Annotated in this window: 16 protein-coding genes, 1 tRNA gene and 1 pseudogene; 12 read left to right on the top strand and 6 right to left on the bottom strand. The window is 27.6% G+C overall.

Annotated features, from left to right (window positions below; genetic code table 11):
- On the top strand, positions 1 to 558 hold a 558-nt coding region (locus B5E92_RS13035), incomplete at its 5' end, for an aldo/keto reductase (protein ID WP_143357589.1).
- Positions 559 to 577: 19 nt separating this feature from the next.
- A pseudogene (locus B5E92_RS13040) lies at positions 578 to 1552 on the top strand (aldo/keto reductase).
- A gap of 29 nt (positions 1553 to 1581) precedes the next feature.
- Here the strand turns inward: B5E92_RS13040 and B5E92_RS13045 are convergent.
- A complete protein-coding gene (locus B5E92_RS13045; RefSeq protein WP_087302912.1) occupies positions 1582 to 1968 on the bottom strand; it encodes a DUF3783 domain-containing protein in 387 nt (128 codons plus the stop codon).
- 223 nt (positions 1969 to 2191) lie between these two features.
- Between B5E92_RS13045 and B5E92_RS13050 the strand changes: the two genes are divergently transcribed.
- The 6 genes from B5E92_RS13050 to B5E92_RS13075 are packed head-to-tail and all read left to right on the top strand — an operon-like array spanning position 2192 to position 8799.
- Entirely contained in the window at positions 2192 to 3013 is an 822-nt protein-coding gene (locus B5E92_RS13050) for an ABC transporter permease (protein ID WP_087302914.1), read from the top strand.
- Positions 3014 to 3021: 8 nt separating this feature from the next.
- Positions 3022 to 3849, top strand: coding sequence for an ABC transporter ATP-binding protein (locus B5E92_RS13055; protein WP_087302915.1), 828 nt, complete (start codon positions 3022 to 3024; stop codon positions 3847 to 3849).
- 10 nt (positions 3850 to 3859) lie between these two features.
- Positions 3860 to 4246, top strand: coding sequence for a glycerol-3-phosphate cytidylyltransferase (gene tagD, locus B5E92_RS13060; RefSeq protein ID WP_087302917.1), 387 nt, complete (start codon positions 3860 to 3862; stop codon positions 4244 to 4246).
- 8 nt (positions 4247 to 4254) lie between these two features.
- Complete coding sequence (locus B5E92_RS13065; RefSeq protein ID WP_087302919.1) at positions 4255 to 6471, top strand: bifunctional glycosyltransferase family 2 protein/CDP-glycerol:glycerophosphate glycerophosphotransferase; 2217 nt, start codon at positions 4255 to 4257, stop codon at positions 6469 to 6471.
- A gap of 34 nt (positions 6472 to 6505) precedes the next feature.
- A complete protein-coding gene (locus tag B5E92_RS13070; RefSeq protein WP_087302921.1) occupies positions 6506 to 7684 on the top strand; it encodes a CDP-glycerol glycerophosphotransferase family protein in 1179 nt (392 codons plus the stop codon).
- An 8-nt stretch (positions 7685 to 7692) separates the two neighbouring features.
- Positions 7693 to 8799, top strand: a complete 1107-nt coding sequence (locus B5E92_RS13075) for a CDP-glycerol glycerophosphotransferase family protein (RefSeq protein ID WP_087302923.1) — start codon at positions 7693 to 7695, stop codon at positions 8797 to 8799.
- Positions 8800 to 8960: 161 nt separating this feature from the next.
- Here B5E92_RS13075 and B5E92_RS13080 read toward each other — a convergent pair whose 3' ends face one another.
- Entirely contained in the window at positions 8961 to 9617 is a 657-nt protein-coding gene (locus B5E92_RS13080) for an HAD family phosphatase (protein WP_087302925.1), read from the bottom strand.
- A 102-nt stretch (positions 9618 to 9719) separates the two neighbouring features.
- Here B5E92_RS13080 and B5E92_RS13085 point away from each other — a divergent pair, with 102 nt between their 5' ends.
- The 3 genes from B5E92_RS13085 to B5E92_RS13095 are packed head-to-tail and all read left to right on the top strand — an operon-like array spanning position 9720 to position 11703.
- Positions 9720 to 10055, top strand: a complete 336-nt coding sequence (locus B5E92_RS13085) for a type II toxin-antitoxin system PemK/MazF family toxin (protein WP_087302926.1) — start codon at positions 9720 to 9722, stop codon at positions 10053 to 10055.
- 49 nt (positions 10056 to 10104) lie between these two features.
- Positions 10105 to 10956 (top strand): DUF975 family protein, encoded by an 852-nt coding sequence (locus B5E92_RS13090; RefSeq protein ID WP_087302928.1) that lies wholly within the window; start codon positions 10105 to 10107, stop codon positions 10954 to 10956.
- Between the two features lie 12 nt (positions 10957 to 10968).
- A complete protein-coding gene (locus B5E92_RS13095) occupies positions 10969 to 11703 on the top strand; it encodes a CPBP family intramembrane glutamic endopeptidase (protein WP_087302930.1) in 735 nt (244 codons plus the stop codon).
- A 22-nt stretch (positions 11704 to 11725) separates the two neighbouring features.
- Here B5E92_RS13095 and B5E92_RS13100 read toward each other — a convergent pair whose 3' ends face one another.
- Together B5E92_RS13100 and B5E92_RS13105 are read right to left on the bottom strand one after the other, a co-directional pair.
- Positions 11726 to 12244 (bottom strand): phosphatase PAP2 family protein, encoded by a 519-nt coding sequence (locus tag B5E92_RS13100; protein WP_087302932.1) that lies wholly within the window; start codon positions 12242 to 12244, stop codon positions 11726 to 11728.
- A complete protein-coding gene (locus B5E92_RS13105) occupies positions 12231 to 13694 on the bottom strand; it encodes an HAD family phosphatase (RefSeq protein ID WP_087302934.1) in 1464 nt (487 codons plus the stop codon). Before B5E92_RS13105 ends, B5E92_RS13100 begins: the two co-directional genes overlap by 14 nt.
- Positions 13695 to 13800: 106 nt before the next feature.
- On the opposite strand from B5E92_RS13105, the gene B5E92_RS13110 reads away from it, so the two are divergent.
- Positions 13801 to 13876: transfer RNA gene (locus B5E92_RS13110), tRNA-Lys, on the top strand.
- Between the two features lie 113 nt (positions 13877 to 13989).
- Here the strand turns inward: B5E92_RS13110 and B5E92_RS16035 are convergent.
- Both B5E92_RS16035 and B5E92_RS13120 read right to left on the bottom strand, forming a co-directional pair.
- Positions 13990 to 14157: a tyrosine-type recombinase/integrase gene (locus tag B5E92_RS16035; protein WP_394337383.1), complete on the bottom strand. Its 168-nt coding sequence runs from the start codon at positions 14155 to 14157 to the stop codon at positions 13990 to 13992.
- A 359-nt stretch (positions 14158 to 14516) separates the two neighbouring features.
- Positions 14517 to 14606, bottom strand: a 90-nt coding sequence (locus B5E92_RS13120; RefSeq protein ID WP_143357590.1) for an IS3 family transposase, incomplete at its 5' end; no start/stop codon positions are given.

The raw sequence follows: 14606 nt of genomic DNA on the forward strand, positions 1-14606 counted from the left end.
CAATTAGATTATATTGATTTAGTATTATTGCATCAACCATTCAATGATTACTATGGAGCATATAAAGCATTAGAAGATTTATATAAAGAAGGAAAAATCAAAGCAATCGGTGTATCAAATTTCTATCCTGATCGTTTAGTTGATTTAGTTTTATATAGTGAAGTAAAACCAGCTGTAAACCAAGTAGAAGTAAATGTATTCCATCAACAGATTGAAGCTCAAACATATAATGAAAAATATGGTGTTCAAATGGAAGCATGGGCACCATTTGCTGAAGGAAGAAATAATATGTTTACAAATCCAGAATTAAAAGCAATTGGTGATAGATATGGCAAAACAGTTGCCCAAGTAATTTTAAGATGGTTAGTACAAAGAGGAATTGTACCACTAGCAAAATCAGTTAAAAAAGAAAGAATGCAAGAAAATATTAATATCTTTGATTTTGAATTGAATTATGAAGATATGGAAATAATTGAAAGTATGAATCGTAATAAAAGCTGTTTCTTTGATCATTATAATGCAGCAACTGTAGAAATGATTGCTGGATTAGATCGTTAATTATAAAAGGAGAATTTTAATGAGAAAACAAAAATTAGGTAAAGATTTAGAAGTGTCTGCAGTTGGTTTAGGATGTATGGGAATGACTCATGCATATGGTAAACCAGCCAACAAAGAGGAAATGAAAAAATTAATTGTTCAAGCAGTTGAACAAGGATGTAATTTCTTTGATACTGCTGAATGTTATGTAGCAGAAAATGAAGATGGTACTATTGAATATAATGAAGAATTAGTTGGTTAAGCATTAGCACCTTATCGTGATCAAGTTATTATTGCAACAAAATGTGGGGTTCATCATCAAGGTACAAATCTTGTAATGGATGCTCGTCCAGAAACAATAAAAAAAGCAATTGAAGGAAGTTTGAAACGATTAAAAACTGATTATATTGATTTATATTATTTACATCGTATTGATCCTAATGTACCAATTGAAACAGTAGCTAAAACAATGAAAGAGCTAATGGAAGCTGGAAAAATTAGATATTGGGGTATTTCTGAAGCTGATGAAGATACAATTAGAAGAGCTCATGCAATTTGTCCATTAACAGCAATTCAAAACCGTTATTCTATGATGTATCGTGATTATGAAACATTATTCCCAGTTCTTGAAGAATTAAATATTTCTTTAGTTGCTTTTTCACCACTAGCCAATGGTTTATTATCTGATGCTTATAATAAAGATGTTAAATTTACTGATAAAGATGACTTTAGAACAAGAATGCCTCAATTTACACCTGAAGCATATGATGCTAATCAAGAATTAATGGAAATGATTAGAACAATTTCTAAAGAAAAAAATTGTACCCCAGCTCAACTTTCATTAGCATGGATGATCAATAAAAAACCATATATTATCCCAATTCCAGGGACTCGTAAAAGTAACCGTTTAAAAGAAAACTTAGAATCAGCTAATGTTTATTTAACTGAAGAAGAAGTTGCCAAAATTGATTCTTTATTAGATAAAGTGCCAATGTCTGATTTATATGGACGTTAAAAAAAGCCAAAATAATTTTGGCTTTTTTGTTAATTAGTTTGTTTCATACCTGTAAATTCTAAATATTCTTTTTTAACATTTTCTAAAAGATGTTTAAAAGTCCAGTCAATATTAGTTTTTGTGACAATGGCTTTTAATGGGATAAATGGGATATTTGCTTCCTTAAAAATTTGTAATAAAATATCAACTTGTCCGTCTTCAAAACCGGCTAAAACCATCATATCATCATGAGGGATAGAGGTTAAAGCTTCTGTTCCTCGCTGGTAATCTTCAATTCCTAAAATATAACCAATAGGACTCATTAGATCGCTAGTTTTAACAATTATTACTTCAACATTTAATTTTTCTAATATTGAAATAATGGCTTTTCCCGCTTCAGTTTTATCAATATTATATAATAATACAGTTTCTTGCATAATTATTGCCTCTCTTTCGTAAATAAGGTTATCATATTTTATTTATAGATTCAACTAAGATGATTTATTTGCAAAATAGTGCTAATAAAAGTAATGATTTCAATGCAAAAAATCTGAAAATATCTTTTATTTTTGTAAAAAATTATGTTATTTTATATTGTAATATAATTGTGCTATAATTATAATGATATTGTTGTAAATTAAAGTAGCTTGGAGGTATAAGATGCTAAAAAGTATAAAATATGTTCTAAAAGAGAATTTTAGTAATTTATTTAGAATATATTCTATTTCTAAATATGAACTACTATCAGATATGCGAGATTCAAAACTTGGAATCTTTTGGAATTTTGCAAATCCTTTTATTCAAATTTTAACTTATTATTTTGTTTTTGGATTTGTAATGAATCGAAATGCTGTTGATGGCTTTCCATTTATTCAATGGATGTTAGCCGGGATGGTAGTCTGGTTTTTTATTAATCCATGCATAACTCATGGAGCTAATGCGATTTTTTCAAAAATTGGAGTTATTACTAAAATGAAATTTCCAGTTAGCGTTTTGCCGGCTACTGTTGTCTTAAAAGAATTATTTAATCATGCTTGTATCATGATTTTATTAGTACTGTTTTATTTTACACAAGGTATATATCCTTCTATACACTGGTTGGGTTTAATATATTATTGTTTTGCAGCATGTTGTTTTGCAATCAGTCTAGCAATGGTAACATCGGTTTTAAATATGATTGCTCGTGATACTAGAAAGTTAATTCTTGCTTGTATGCGTTTGATTTTATATTTAACACCAATCTTGTGGCCAATTTCTCGTTTTAGTGGACAAACACCTTTATTTAATTTTATTCGTTTTATAATGAATATTAATCCAATCTATTATATTGTTTGTGGATATCGTGATTGCTTTTTATATCATTATGGATTTATGCATTATTGGAAACAAATGAGTGTGTTCTGGTTGATTACAATTGTTTTATTTGTAATTGGATGCATGATGATGTATAAATTTAAACATAAGATTATTGATTTGATTTAGGTGATAAAATGGAAAATTATGCTATTAAATTTGAACATGTTTCAAAAATATATAAATTAAAAAAGAAAAATACTGGTAAAGGGAAAAGTAATGAAGCAAAACGCTTCTATGCTTTAAAAGATATTAGTTTTGAAATTCCTAAAGGTGAGGTTGTTGGGATTTTAGGAACTAATGGTTCTGGAAAGTCAACTTTATCACTTATTTTAGCTGGTATTAGTGAGATAGATGAGGGTGTTATGCATATAAATGGTGAACAGTCTTTAGTCGCAATCAATACTGGTTTAAATAAACAGCTTACAGGTTTGGAAAATATTAATGTTAAAGGTGCTTTATTAGGACTTTCGAAAAAGAAAATTCAAGAAATCATCGATGGTGTTATTGAATTTGCAGAACTTGGTGATTTTTTGTATCAGCCTGTAAAGAAATATTCTAGTGGTATGAAATCCCGACTTGGATTTTCGATTTCAATTTATTTGGATCCTGATATTATTATTGTTGATGAGGCTTTATCAGTAGGTGATAAAGGTTTTGCTCAAAAATGTTTGAATAAAATGAATGAGCTAAAAGATAAGGGAAAAACAATTATATTTATTTCCCATTCATTACCTCAAGTAAGAAAGTTTTGCCAAAGTGCCATGTGGATAGAAGGTGGCATGCTTAAAGAATATGGGGAAGTTAACGTAGTATGTGATCATTATGGTGAATATGTAGACTATTACAATAGTCTTTCTAATAAAGAAAAAGCAAAAATCAGAGATAAAAAATTTGAAAAAAGAATTGTCCAAAACCCACAGATTAGTTTTTGGGAAAAAGTTATAGATCGCATAAAAGGATAGGTGAATTAAAATGAAGAAGGTAATTACATATGGAACATTTGATCTATTTCATGTAGGTCATTTGAATATTTTAAAAAGAGCTAAAGAGTTAGGTGATTATTTAATTGTTGCTGTAAGCAGTGATGCATTTAACGCTCAAAAAGGAAAAAAAGCATATCATAGTGAACAAGATCGTAAGTTAATTTTAGAGGCTATTAGATATGTTGATGAAGTCATTCTTGAAGAATCTTGGGATCAAAAGATAAGAGATATTCAAGAACATGATGTTGATGTATTTGTTATGGGTGACGATTGGAAAGGAAAATTTGATTTCTTAAAAGATTATTGTGAAGTTGTTTATTTACCACGTACAGAAGGTATTTCTACAACTAAAATAAAAGATGATTTACATAAGTAGGTAAAAAGATGAAGTTAAGTATAATTATTCCTTACGATCGTTATGAACAATATTTATATGATTGTTTAGAAAGTATTAGTGAACAAAATCTAGATGATTTTGAAACATTATTAATAGCTAGTAAAAGCGCTAAAATTGATCAACAAATTCAAGAATATCCTGTTAATTTAAAAATTATTACAGTAGAAGATGACTTAAATGTTGCTAAAAAACGTAATATTGGATTAGAAAATGCTTGTGGTGAATATATTTATTTTATTGATTGGGATGATTATTTAATGCCAGGATCATTAAATACTTTATTAACACGAGCTAGTCAGGATAATTTAGATTTAGTTACTGGAATTCGAAAAGTTACCTGGTTTAAAAAGAAAGTTTTTGAAACTATGGGTGATGAAAAGAACAATGAGTTGAATCTAAAAGATAAAGATCATGATCTTGATAATAAATTTCTTGAAAAGGAATATAATGAAGATAATTATAGTGAATATGCTACTGATATTTTAATAAGAACTAGACATGCAATTAGAAATATATCAGTTTTGAATATTTTAATTAAAGCACAATTAATCAAAGAACATCAATTGCGATTCAATGAAGATTTTAATTATTATTGTGATGCACCATTTGTAGTGCAGTTATTAAATTTTGCTCGCAGTTTTGATCGTGTTGATCAAGCTATTTATGTAAAAAGAAAGCACAATGATCCAATTAATAATCCAGCATTATCTCAGATAAAAGATTCAGAAAATAAATTTGATGAATTTATAGCTGCTTATCGTTATTGTGCGGCTATTATTCCACCAGAAAGCTATATTCGCTATTATCTGGATTCAAAAATGTTGCGTTATTATACTAAATTCTTTGCTCGAAAGATTCGTCGTAGTAAAAATGATTTATGGCGCACAGAGCGTTTTGAAGTAATGTCTGAAGTTTTAAAAAATATTCAGCCTCGATTATTATCTAAATGTTCTCGTTACAGTAAAAAGATTGTTAACGCTTGTATCAATAAAGATTTAGCGACTGTAAAAAGAACGGTGAATCGTCATCTTGCAAAAATCAAATTTAAGAAAATTCTTAAAAATAAAAACGAGATGAACAAATATCTTTATCAACATAAATATATTAATAAACCAATTAAAGAAAATTTAATTATGTTTGAAACATTTATGGGAAAAAGTTATGCTGATTCACCTAAATATATCTATGAATATCTAGGGAAAAATTATCCAGGTAAATATGAATTTGTTTGGGTTTTAAATGATCCTCATGAAAAATTACCATACGGTGGTAAAATTGTAAAAAGATTTACACGTGAATATGCTTATTATTTAGGGGTTAGTAAATATTTTGTTTTTAATATTCGTCAGCCATTATGGTTTAGAAAACGTGAAGAACAAGTATTTTTAGAAACCTGGCATGGAACACCGCTAAAACGATTAGCATTTGATCAAGAAGAAGTAACTGCTGCTTCACCAACTTATAAAGCACAGTTTTATCGTCAAAAGAAAGAATGGGATTATTTGATTGCTCCAAATAAATTTTCTAGTGATATTTTTAAAAGCTGTTTTATGTACGATGGTAATATGTTAGAAACTGGCTATCCTCGTAATGATTTATTATCTGCTAGTAATCGTGATGAAATAGCATTAAATTTAAAGAAAAAACTTGGAATTCCTTTAGATAAGAAAACTATTTTATATGCACCAACCTGGCGTGACGATGAATATTATGGAAATGGTAGATATAAGTTTAAATTGAAGTTAGATTTAGATTTATTGAAAAAAGAATTAGGAGATCAATATGTTGTGTTGTTAAGAACACATCATTACATTGCTGATAATTTAGATGTAACAGGTTTAGAAGATTTTGCATTTAATTTAAGTAAATATGATGATATTACTGAAATATATTTAATTAGTGATATTTGTATTACTGATTATTCTAGTGTTTTCTTTGATTATGCTAATTTAAAAAGACCGTTATTATTTTATACCTATGATTTAGATAAATATCGTGATGTATTACGAGGTTTTTATATTGATATGGAAACTGAATTACCAGGTCCATTAGTATTTTCTAGTGAAGAAGTGGTTGACAAAATTAAAAATATTGATCAGTTAAATACTGATTATCAAGAAAAATATCAACAATTTTATCAACGCTTTTGTTCATGGGAAGATGGCAATGCTAGTAAACGTGTTGTTGAAGAAGTGTTTAAATAAGGGGCAATACCCCTTATTTTTATAGGAGGAAAAAATGAAGCTGATAAAAAAATTTTTAGGAAAAATGATACGTATAATTTATCGCTTAGGATATCGTTTTATTCCTTGTGATAAAAACACGATTTTGTTTATTTCTTTTCATGGTCGTGGTTATTCTGATAATCCGATGGCCTTACATCAATATATGACGGCACATCAAGAATATCAAAAATATCGTTGCATTTTTGCAATAAAACATCATCGAAAAAAGAATATCCAGATATCAAATGCTAAGATTATTGAATATTTTAGTATACCATATTTCTTTTATTTAGCCCGCAGTAAATATTGGATTTCTAATTGTAAATTACCAAAGTATGTCTTAAAGAAAAAAAATCAAATATATTTACAAACTTGGCATGGTACACCGCTAAAAAAATTAGCTCATGATATTGAAGTTCTTGAAGGAACAACTTTTTATCGTAGTGAAATGTCAGTTGAAGAAATGCGTTCAACTTATGATAATGATGTAAGTAAATATAATTATATGATTAGCCCTAGTAGTTTTACTACTGAAGTATTTCAAAGTGCTTTTGCTATTAATAAAGAAAGATTAATCGAAACAGGCTATCCTCGTAACGATATTTTATCTAATTATACTGAGGATGATGTTATGAAAATTAAAGCTAAATTGAACTTGCCTAAAGATAAAAAAATTATTTTATATGCGCCAACCTGGCGTGATAATTCATATAATTTAAAAGGTTATACTTTTAAGCTTGAAGTTGATTTTAAAAAATGGCAGCAAGTTTTACAAGATGAATATATTGTATTATTTAAGCCGCATTATTTAATTGTAAATGATTTTGATTTAGAGGCTGTTAAGGATTTTGTTTATTTTATCGATCCTCAATCAGATATTAGTTCATTATATCTAATTGCTGATGTTTTAATAACTGATTATTCAAGTGTTTTCTTTGATTATGCAATTTTAAAAAGACCAATTTATTTCTATATGTATGATTTAGATAGTTATCGTGATGAATTAAGAGGTTTTTATTTAGATATTTATAATGATCTTCCTGGTGAAGTTATTGAAAATGAAGATGATCTTTTATATAAAGTTGCCAATCATTGTTATGATTATTCAAAACTAGAAGTATTTAACCAGCGGTTTAATAATCATGAAGATGGAAATGCAAGTAAACGTGTTGTTGAAATATTATTTAAGTAGGTGAGAAAATGGGAATAAAAAAGATTATAATTTATATTATTCTTAAAATAAGTAATATTTTTGTAAGTCGTTTTTCTATTAAGCAAAATCAAATTGCATTTGTTTCGCTAGAATCTAATCATTTAGAAAGTGATTTAAAGATTATTTATGATGGTCTTAAAAATAAAAAAGATTATGATTTAAAAACAGTATTAATAAATTATAATAAGAAATCATTGATAAATAATTTTTTGTACATGTTGAATTGTATCAAGCAAATATATGTTATAAACACTTCTAAATTAGTTTTAATTACTGATAATAACTATGTTATAAGTAATTTTAAACGAGAAGGGGTAACTGTTATTCAAGTCTGGCATGCAACTGGAGCAATTAAAAAATTTGGAAATGCGATTAAGCGTGAATATCCAATTAGAAATTACGATTATGTCATAAGTAATAGTGATTATTGGAAAGAACCATATTATGAAGCTTTTGCGGTAAGCAAAGATCATGTAATTACTACGGGGATGCCACGTGTTGATCATTTAAATGATGATAATTATTTAAATACTACTAAACAAAAACTGATTAGTAAGTACCCTGTTTTAGAAAATAAAAAGATAATTTTATATGCACCAACATTTAGAGGAAATATTTATCAAGGTTTTAAAGCAGTAGATTTTGATGCTACAAAAGTTTTAAATGCTTTAGGTGATGATTATGTTTTAATTTATAAATTCCACCCTTTATTGTTAAAAGCTAAATTACAAGATGATAAACGGATCATAAATTTCAATCATGAAGATACTCATGATTTATTTACAGTTAGTGATATGCTGATCTCTGATTTTTCTTCGATAATCTTTGATTATTCTTTATTAAATAAACCGATGTATTTTTATGTTCCGGATTTAGATGAATATTTGAAGACATTAGGATGTTTTGTTGATTATAGTCAAGTGATGCCAGGGGCAATTTGTAAAAATGAAACTGAATTAATTGATGCTATTAAGGAAAATAAAAGCTATGATATTAAAGAATTTAGTCAAATGTTTTTTAAATATCAAGATGGAAAAAATAGTGAACGAGTTATTCAATTAATTGATCAGATAATGAATGATGTAGTAAAATAATTTAAGATTATTAATTTATAAGTGTTGATAAAAAGATTAGGATTTGTAGACATACAGTATGCTAATCTTTTTTTAGTTAGTATCAAAAAAGGAATCGATTATGAAATGAACCTCAATTATTTGGGTATCCAAATAATTGAGTTCACTTCATTAATTCCTCCTTATTTATTGTTTTCTTCTAAAAAATCTTTTACCTGGAATAAGTTATCCATGATCTTATAAGTCATTTTAACATATTTTTCTTCAGGATATTTCATATCAGGAATCCCGATTGCTTTTATATCAGCATTATAAGCGGCATTGATACCTGATTCAGAGTCTTCTAAAACTAAGGCATCTTGTGGTGATACTTGTAGTTTTTGACAAGCTTTTAAGAATACTTCAGGATTTGGTTTTCCTTTTGTTACTTCATCACCGCAAATAGAATCATCAAAATATTGATCGATTTGGGCTTGTTTAACAATTAAGTCAACTCGATTACGATGAGAACTTGTTGCAATAATTGTTTTATAATTATTTTCTTTTAAATATTTTAATAATTCAACTAATCCTGGTTTTAAAGGTACGCCCTCAGTTTCAAAACGCTTAGCAATATAAGCATGAACATCTTTAATAATTTGGTCAACATCATATTGTGGACCATAATCTTCTTTAAATAAATCATGAACAGCTTTTACTGGTTTTCCTAAAAGCGTTTTGTATTTTTCTTCACTCATTGTTAGGTTTTCTTTAGCTAAAACATGTTGATACCCCTCAAAGGTTACACGTTCGCTGTCAATCATTAAACCATCCATATCAAAAATTACTGCTTTTATCATTTTTGTTTACCTCCATATTGATAAGATAATCATACCATATAACTCTTTTATTGGGTATAAAATTTATCTTTAATCATATATTGCAATAAAGGAGTTGTTGTTATGATACATAGAGGGGAAATCTATTATGCTGATTTATCACCAGTTGTAGGAAGTGAACAAGGTGGATATCGACCAGTAATAATATTACAAAACAATAAAGGTAATCGTTATTCAACAACAGTTATTATTGCACCGATATCATCAAGGTTAACTAAAAATCCTTTGCCAACCCATGTTATGTTAGAGACGGGGTCATTAGAAAAAAAGAGTGTTGTATTATTAGAACAGATTAGAACGATTGATAAAAAGCGAATTAAAGAAAAGGTTGGAAAAATTGATAATCGAATTATGAAACAGATTAATCAAGCTATAAAAACTAGTTTAGACATCAAATAATTCCCTTTAATGCTATTATTTGATATAATAATAACATGGAGGGATTAGTATGAATGTTCGTGATATAAAGACCAAGGCTAGAAGTATGATTGCTACTAATCGTAGTAGTATTGTAATGATATTTTTATTTATTGGTATCATGATGGTTGCTATAAATTATTTAATTGAATTAATTGGAAGTAGTATTCCGTTTTTGATAACTATATTAGGCTTTTTGGTTTTACCGTTTTCACATGGTAAAGTAGTAACTGCTTTAAAAACAGTTAATGAACGAAGTGATGAATTATCAATAGAACAAGATGGTTTAGTTGGGATAAAAAGGTATAAAGATTTATTTTTTACTTATTTTATTAAAGAATTATTGCTGTTATTTTTATTGATGTTAGTTCTTTTAATTATTGCTCTGGTTTCAAAGTTAATAATTGGCGATGCTGCCTTTAATAGTATTATATCGTTTATTATGCAATCAGGATTTGAAACAACAGATATTAGTACTATTTTAAATGATCCAAAAATGGTTACGGTGATAGAAAATATTGGTAATATCTTTTTTTGGGGTAGTATTGTGTTGATAGTTGTTTTAATAATGTATTCATTATATTTTGCTTTAACACCATATTTATTAGAAAAATATAATATAAAGGGTGCTAAGGCGATGAGTGAATCAGCTCGATTAATGAAAGGGCATAAATCAACTTTAGTAGTACTATATCTTTCTTATATTGGCTGGTATTTTTTAGCGGTACTTATTATGACTGTTGTTACAATGATTATTCCAGTACCAATTATTGTAGATGTACTTACGACAATTGTGGGTGTTTATTTATTTACAGCTGAACTAGAAGTATGTAAAGCAGTATTTTTTGAAGAAATTGATTTAGAAGATAAAAATCAGATTTAGTGGGGTGTTAATTTGAATTTGATTGAAACAGTGAAGTTAAATAATCGGCAAAAAGCAATTGGGGTAATTCTTCTTTTTCCCTGGTATTTGTATTTTGCACCGACAATTTTGAATTTTTTAATAAATCTTTATTTAATGTATATTAGCAATGCTTATTCAGCTGATTTTGTAAATATTATTTATAATATGTTAATAGGGATTGCTTCGGCTATACCGATAATATTTGTTTTAAAAGATTTCTTAATTGAAAATTGGAAAATCTTTAAAGATAAATTTTTAGAAAATATTATTTGGGTACTTACAATCGGTTTAGTTGTATCTTATGGGTTAGCTTTCGTTGGTACAGCTATTGAAACTTTGATTTTAGGATCTCAGGCTTCTGATGCTACTAATCAAGTATTTGTAGAATCATTAGTGAAATCTAATCTGCCATTAATGTTTATCCAAAGTGTTATTTTAGCTCCTTTTGTTGAAGAAATGTTATTTAGAGGGGTTATTTTCAATACATTAAGGCAAAAAAATAAAGTTTTAGCGCATATACTTTCAGCATTTTTGTTTGGTTTATTACATGTTTATACTTACATTCTTGCAGGGGACATGACTGAATGGATTAAGCTGATTCCATATATGGCAACAGGGTTATCGCTTTCTTATGTATATGAAAAAAGACAGACGATTTTTGCGTCTATCTTGTTACATATGGCAAAGAACTTGATTGCGGTTTTAAGTATTGGATTATTAATTTAGTGCCAGTTTTTGGCACTTTTTTTTATATTAACATAACAATTACTCCTACTAAAATACCTAAAATCATTCCAAAAGTAACATCACTTAAATAATGGACAAACAGATATAATCTAGAAAATGCCATTATAAAAGCGAAGATCATAAAAATTACCCCTGCTTTAGGAAATAAAAAACATACTGTCGTTGCACAAGCAAAGCTTGAAGTAGTATGTCCAGATGGAAATGAATAGTCATTAGGAATAGCTATTAACATGTTTACATCTGTAAATGTATGACAAGGACGTTTTCTTTTTACAAGTGATTTAATAGTTACTTGACCAATGATTGTTGAAGCAAGTAGGGCTGTTAACATTCTTTGGGCAAGAAAACGAGTTTGACTATGAAGACTCAATATTAAAATTAAGCCAAGCCAAATCATTCCAAAATCACCAATTCCAGTAATCAGTATCAAGATCTTATTTAGAAAATGGTGATGATAGTATCTTAAAAAATAGTGTGATGTTTTTACATCTATTTCTTTAATTTTATTAATTATCTTCATTTTCGACTCCGATGTTTTTAATTAATCGATAAACTAATTTACATATATAAATAATGATAATATTAAATATAATGGCAAAAAGAAGTTCTATCGCTAAAGTTGATAAAAACTGATTTCCAGCAGTTATTGTTGAATAATCAGGAACTAGGTTAATTAAGCTATTTAAACCGTTAAAAATCAATTTAAATGGTGCTAAAGCAATAGTAATATATAATTCAATGATTTTACTTACAATACTAGCACCAATACCAGGACCATTAATAAAATCTTCAAAACCAACATAAAGTAATAATGCTATAAATGATACTAAGGCATCAATAATTAAAGTATAGCCAAAATCAGCAAGTTTTGATCCGATAGTTTTTTCTTTTTCTATTTGTAGTTTTTCTTGTTTGTTTTCTTCAATATTTTCGTTAGAAACATTTCCATTGATCTGGTCAATTAAATTATTGACTTCATTTAAATCAGTACCAATAGAAGTTTTTGTATTTTTTTGATTTTTTAATAATGATGATAAATCATTGTTTTTTTTATTTATAGAAGAATCTTTGTTGGATTCGTTATTTGAATATTCTTTAAAAAAACTAGGTTCTATTATTGGATAATCATCTTCACTTACAATTTGTCCTAAAAAATAATGATATGTATCGCGTACTAATTCAATTAATTGTTCATCATTTTTATATTCTTCTAATAAATGATGATAAGTTTGATTTAAGGTTTCTAAATCCATATCTTTAGACATACCAAGTAATGGTGAATAAATTTCCATAGTATCATATGGTGAAAACAAAAAGACATTAATAACATCAAAGTTGTTTTTAGCAATTTTAAAAACACGAGGAATTACTGTTTCATTGGCACTGCATAAATCATTAAGATAGATTACATTCATTAATATTTGATTTCCGGCTGATAATAAACTTGGGAAATTGGCAACTAACATTGCTTCGCTAGGTTGACAATCTAATTGTTCTAAAGTGGTTGTTAAGACAGCTGGATCAGGTAAGCCAGGTAATTCACTATCGCCACCAATGATAAAATCAATTTGATTATATAATTTTGTTAATTGTAAATATCTAATAGCACTTTTTATTTTATGGGTTGATAAAACAGCAACTTTTATTTTTCTTTGATTAAAGAAATGTAATAATTCTTCAGTACCTTCCTTTTTTATAGCATCAGGTTTTAATTTTGCGTATTCAAATAAATCACGTTCAATAACGTTATTAATTTCTTCACTGCTATAATTTTTACTAATAGGGAATTGTTGATACATTGTTTTCATATTACCTAAAGAATCTTCAAATTCTTTTTTAGTAATATTATAATTATGTTTTTTACATATTCTTTTGAAATAGTTAAAACGAAGCCGATTTAAATCTAATAAACCGCCATCTAGTGGAATTATAACTACTTTTATATTATTAACCGTTTGTTTGTAAAACATTGCCAAGTCACCCCATTCATTGATTAATTATATCATAGCTATTTAGTTTTTTCATTATTTTTCACTTGCTTTTCTTATAAGGTTGATGTATTATAATATTTGTCATCTCTCCTTAGCTCAGCTGGCAGAGCAACTGACTCTTAATCAGTGGGTCTAGGGTTCGAATCCCTAAGGGGAGACCATTATAAATACTATGAGATTATCAAAATCTCTTTAAGCCCTCATTCTAGAGTATATTCTAGTTGAGGGCTTTTTTATTTTGTTCTTTCATCACATTTTTTATCAAAAATAGTGTTTATTTATGTTTTTCCTGGATATGTGTATAAACGCTCGTAGTAGTATTGATATTACTATGTCTCATTAGATCATGCGAAGTTTCTAAATCAATATTATTGATTGTCGTTATTGTGATACAGGTGTGTCTTATTATATGAAAATTAAATGGAGTAATGATATGTTTCACTAAATTGGACAATTTTGGGTCATATGCATCGATAATAGCCTATGCCAGTGCAACTTTTTTAGGATTACGTTTTATTCTTGCCATATTCATATATCTCTTCTTTTTTTATTATAACATAGATATAAATAAAAACTGTGAAGCTGAGCCGTACGCTCTCAACTTATACAGTTTATTTTACACTCTCAAAATAACAGATACAATTTTCTTACAGAAATGACATTATAAATCTTTTATATGTTTCTCTTCTCATACTCTTTTGTCCCAGAATGGGGAACTTGGATAGGTTACACTAAATTGTAACAGTTCTCTTAGAAACTGTCCAATTTAGTGTGGATTGTCAACACTTTTTTGGACAATTTCTATGAGAACATTCTAAATTCAACAGGTGTTTTATAATCAAGTGAACCATGTATCCTGATATTATTATACCAGTTTACATAATCAAATAA

The sequence above is a fragment of the Erysipelatoclostridium sp. An15 genome, assembly GCF_002160675.1.
GTDB classification, from domain to species: Bacteria; Bacillota_I; Bacilli_A; order Erysipelotrichales; family Coprobacillaceae; genus Thomasclavelia; species Thomasclavelia merdavium.

Coding starts and splice junctions, on each gene's coding strand:
- B5E92_RS13045 (WP_087302912.1), bottom strand. CDS start 1,968: ATGCAAGAAACTGTATTATTATATAATATTGATAAAACTGAAGCGGGA.
- B5E92_RS13050 (WP_087302914.1), top strand. CDS start 2,192: ATGCTAAAAAGTATAAAATATGTTCTAAAAGAGAATTTTAGTAATTTA.
- B5E92_RS13055 (WP_087302915.1), top strand. CDS start 3,022: ATGGAAAATTATGCTATTAAATTTGAACATGTTTCAAAAATATATAAA.
- tagD (WP_087302917.1), top strand. CDS start 3,860: ATGAAGAAGGTAATTACATATGGAACATTTGATCTATTTCATGTAGGT.
- B5E92_RS13065 (WP_087302919.1), top strand. CDS start 4,255: ATGAAGTTAAGTATAATTATTCCTTACGATCGTTATGAACAATATTTA.
- B5E92_RS13070 (WP_087302921.1), top strand. CDS start 6,506: ATGAAGCTGATAAAAAAATTTTTAGGAAAAATGATACGTATAATTTAT.
- B5E92_RS13075 (WP_087302923.1), top strand. CDS start 7,693: ATGGGAATAAAAAAGATTATAATTTATATTATTCTTAAAATAAGTAAT.
- B5E92_RS13080 (WP_087302925.1), bottom strand. CDS start 9,617: ATGATAAAAGCAGTAATTTTTGATATGGATGGTTTAATGATTGACAGC.
- B5E92_RS13085 (WP_087302926.1), top strand. CDS start 9,720: ATGATACATAGAGGGGAAATCTATTATGCTGATTTATCACCAGTTGTA.
- B5E92_RS13090 (WP_087302928.1), top strand. CDS start 10,105: ATGAATGTTCGTGATATAAAGACCAAGGCTAGAAGTATGATTGCTACT.
- B5E92_RS13100 (WP_087302932.1), bottom strand. CDS start 12,244: ATGAAGATAATTAATAAAATTAAAGAAATAGATGTAAAAACATCACAC.
- B5E92_RS13105 (WP_087302934.1), bottom strand. CDS start 13,694: ATGTTTTACAAACAAACGGTTAATAATATAAAAGTAGTTATAATTCCA.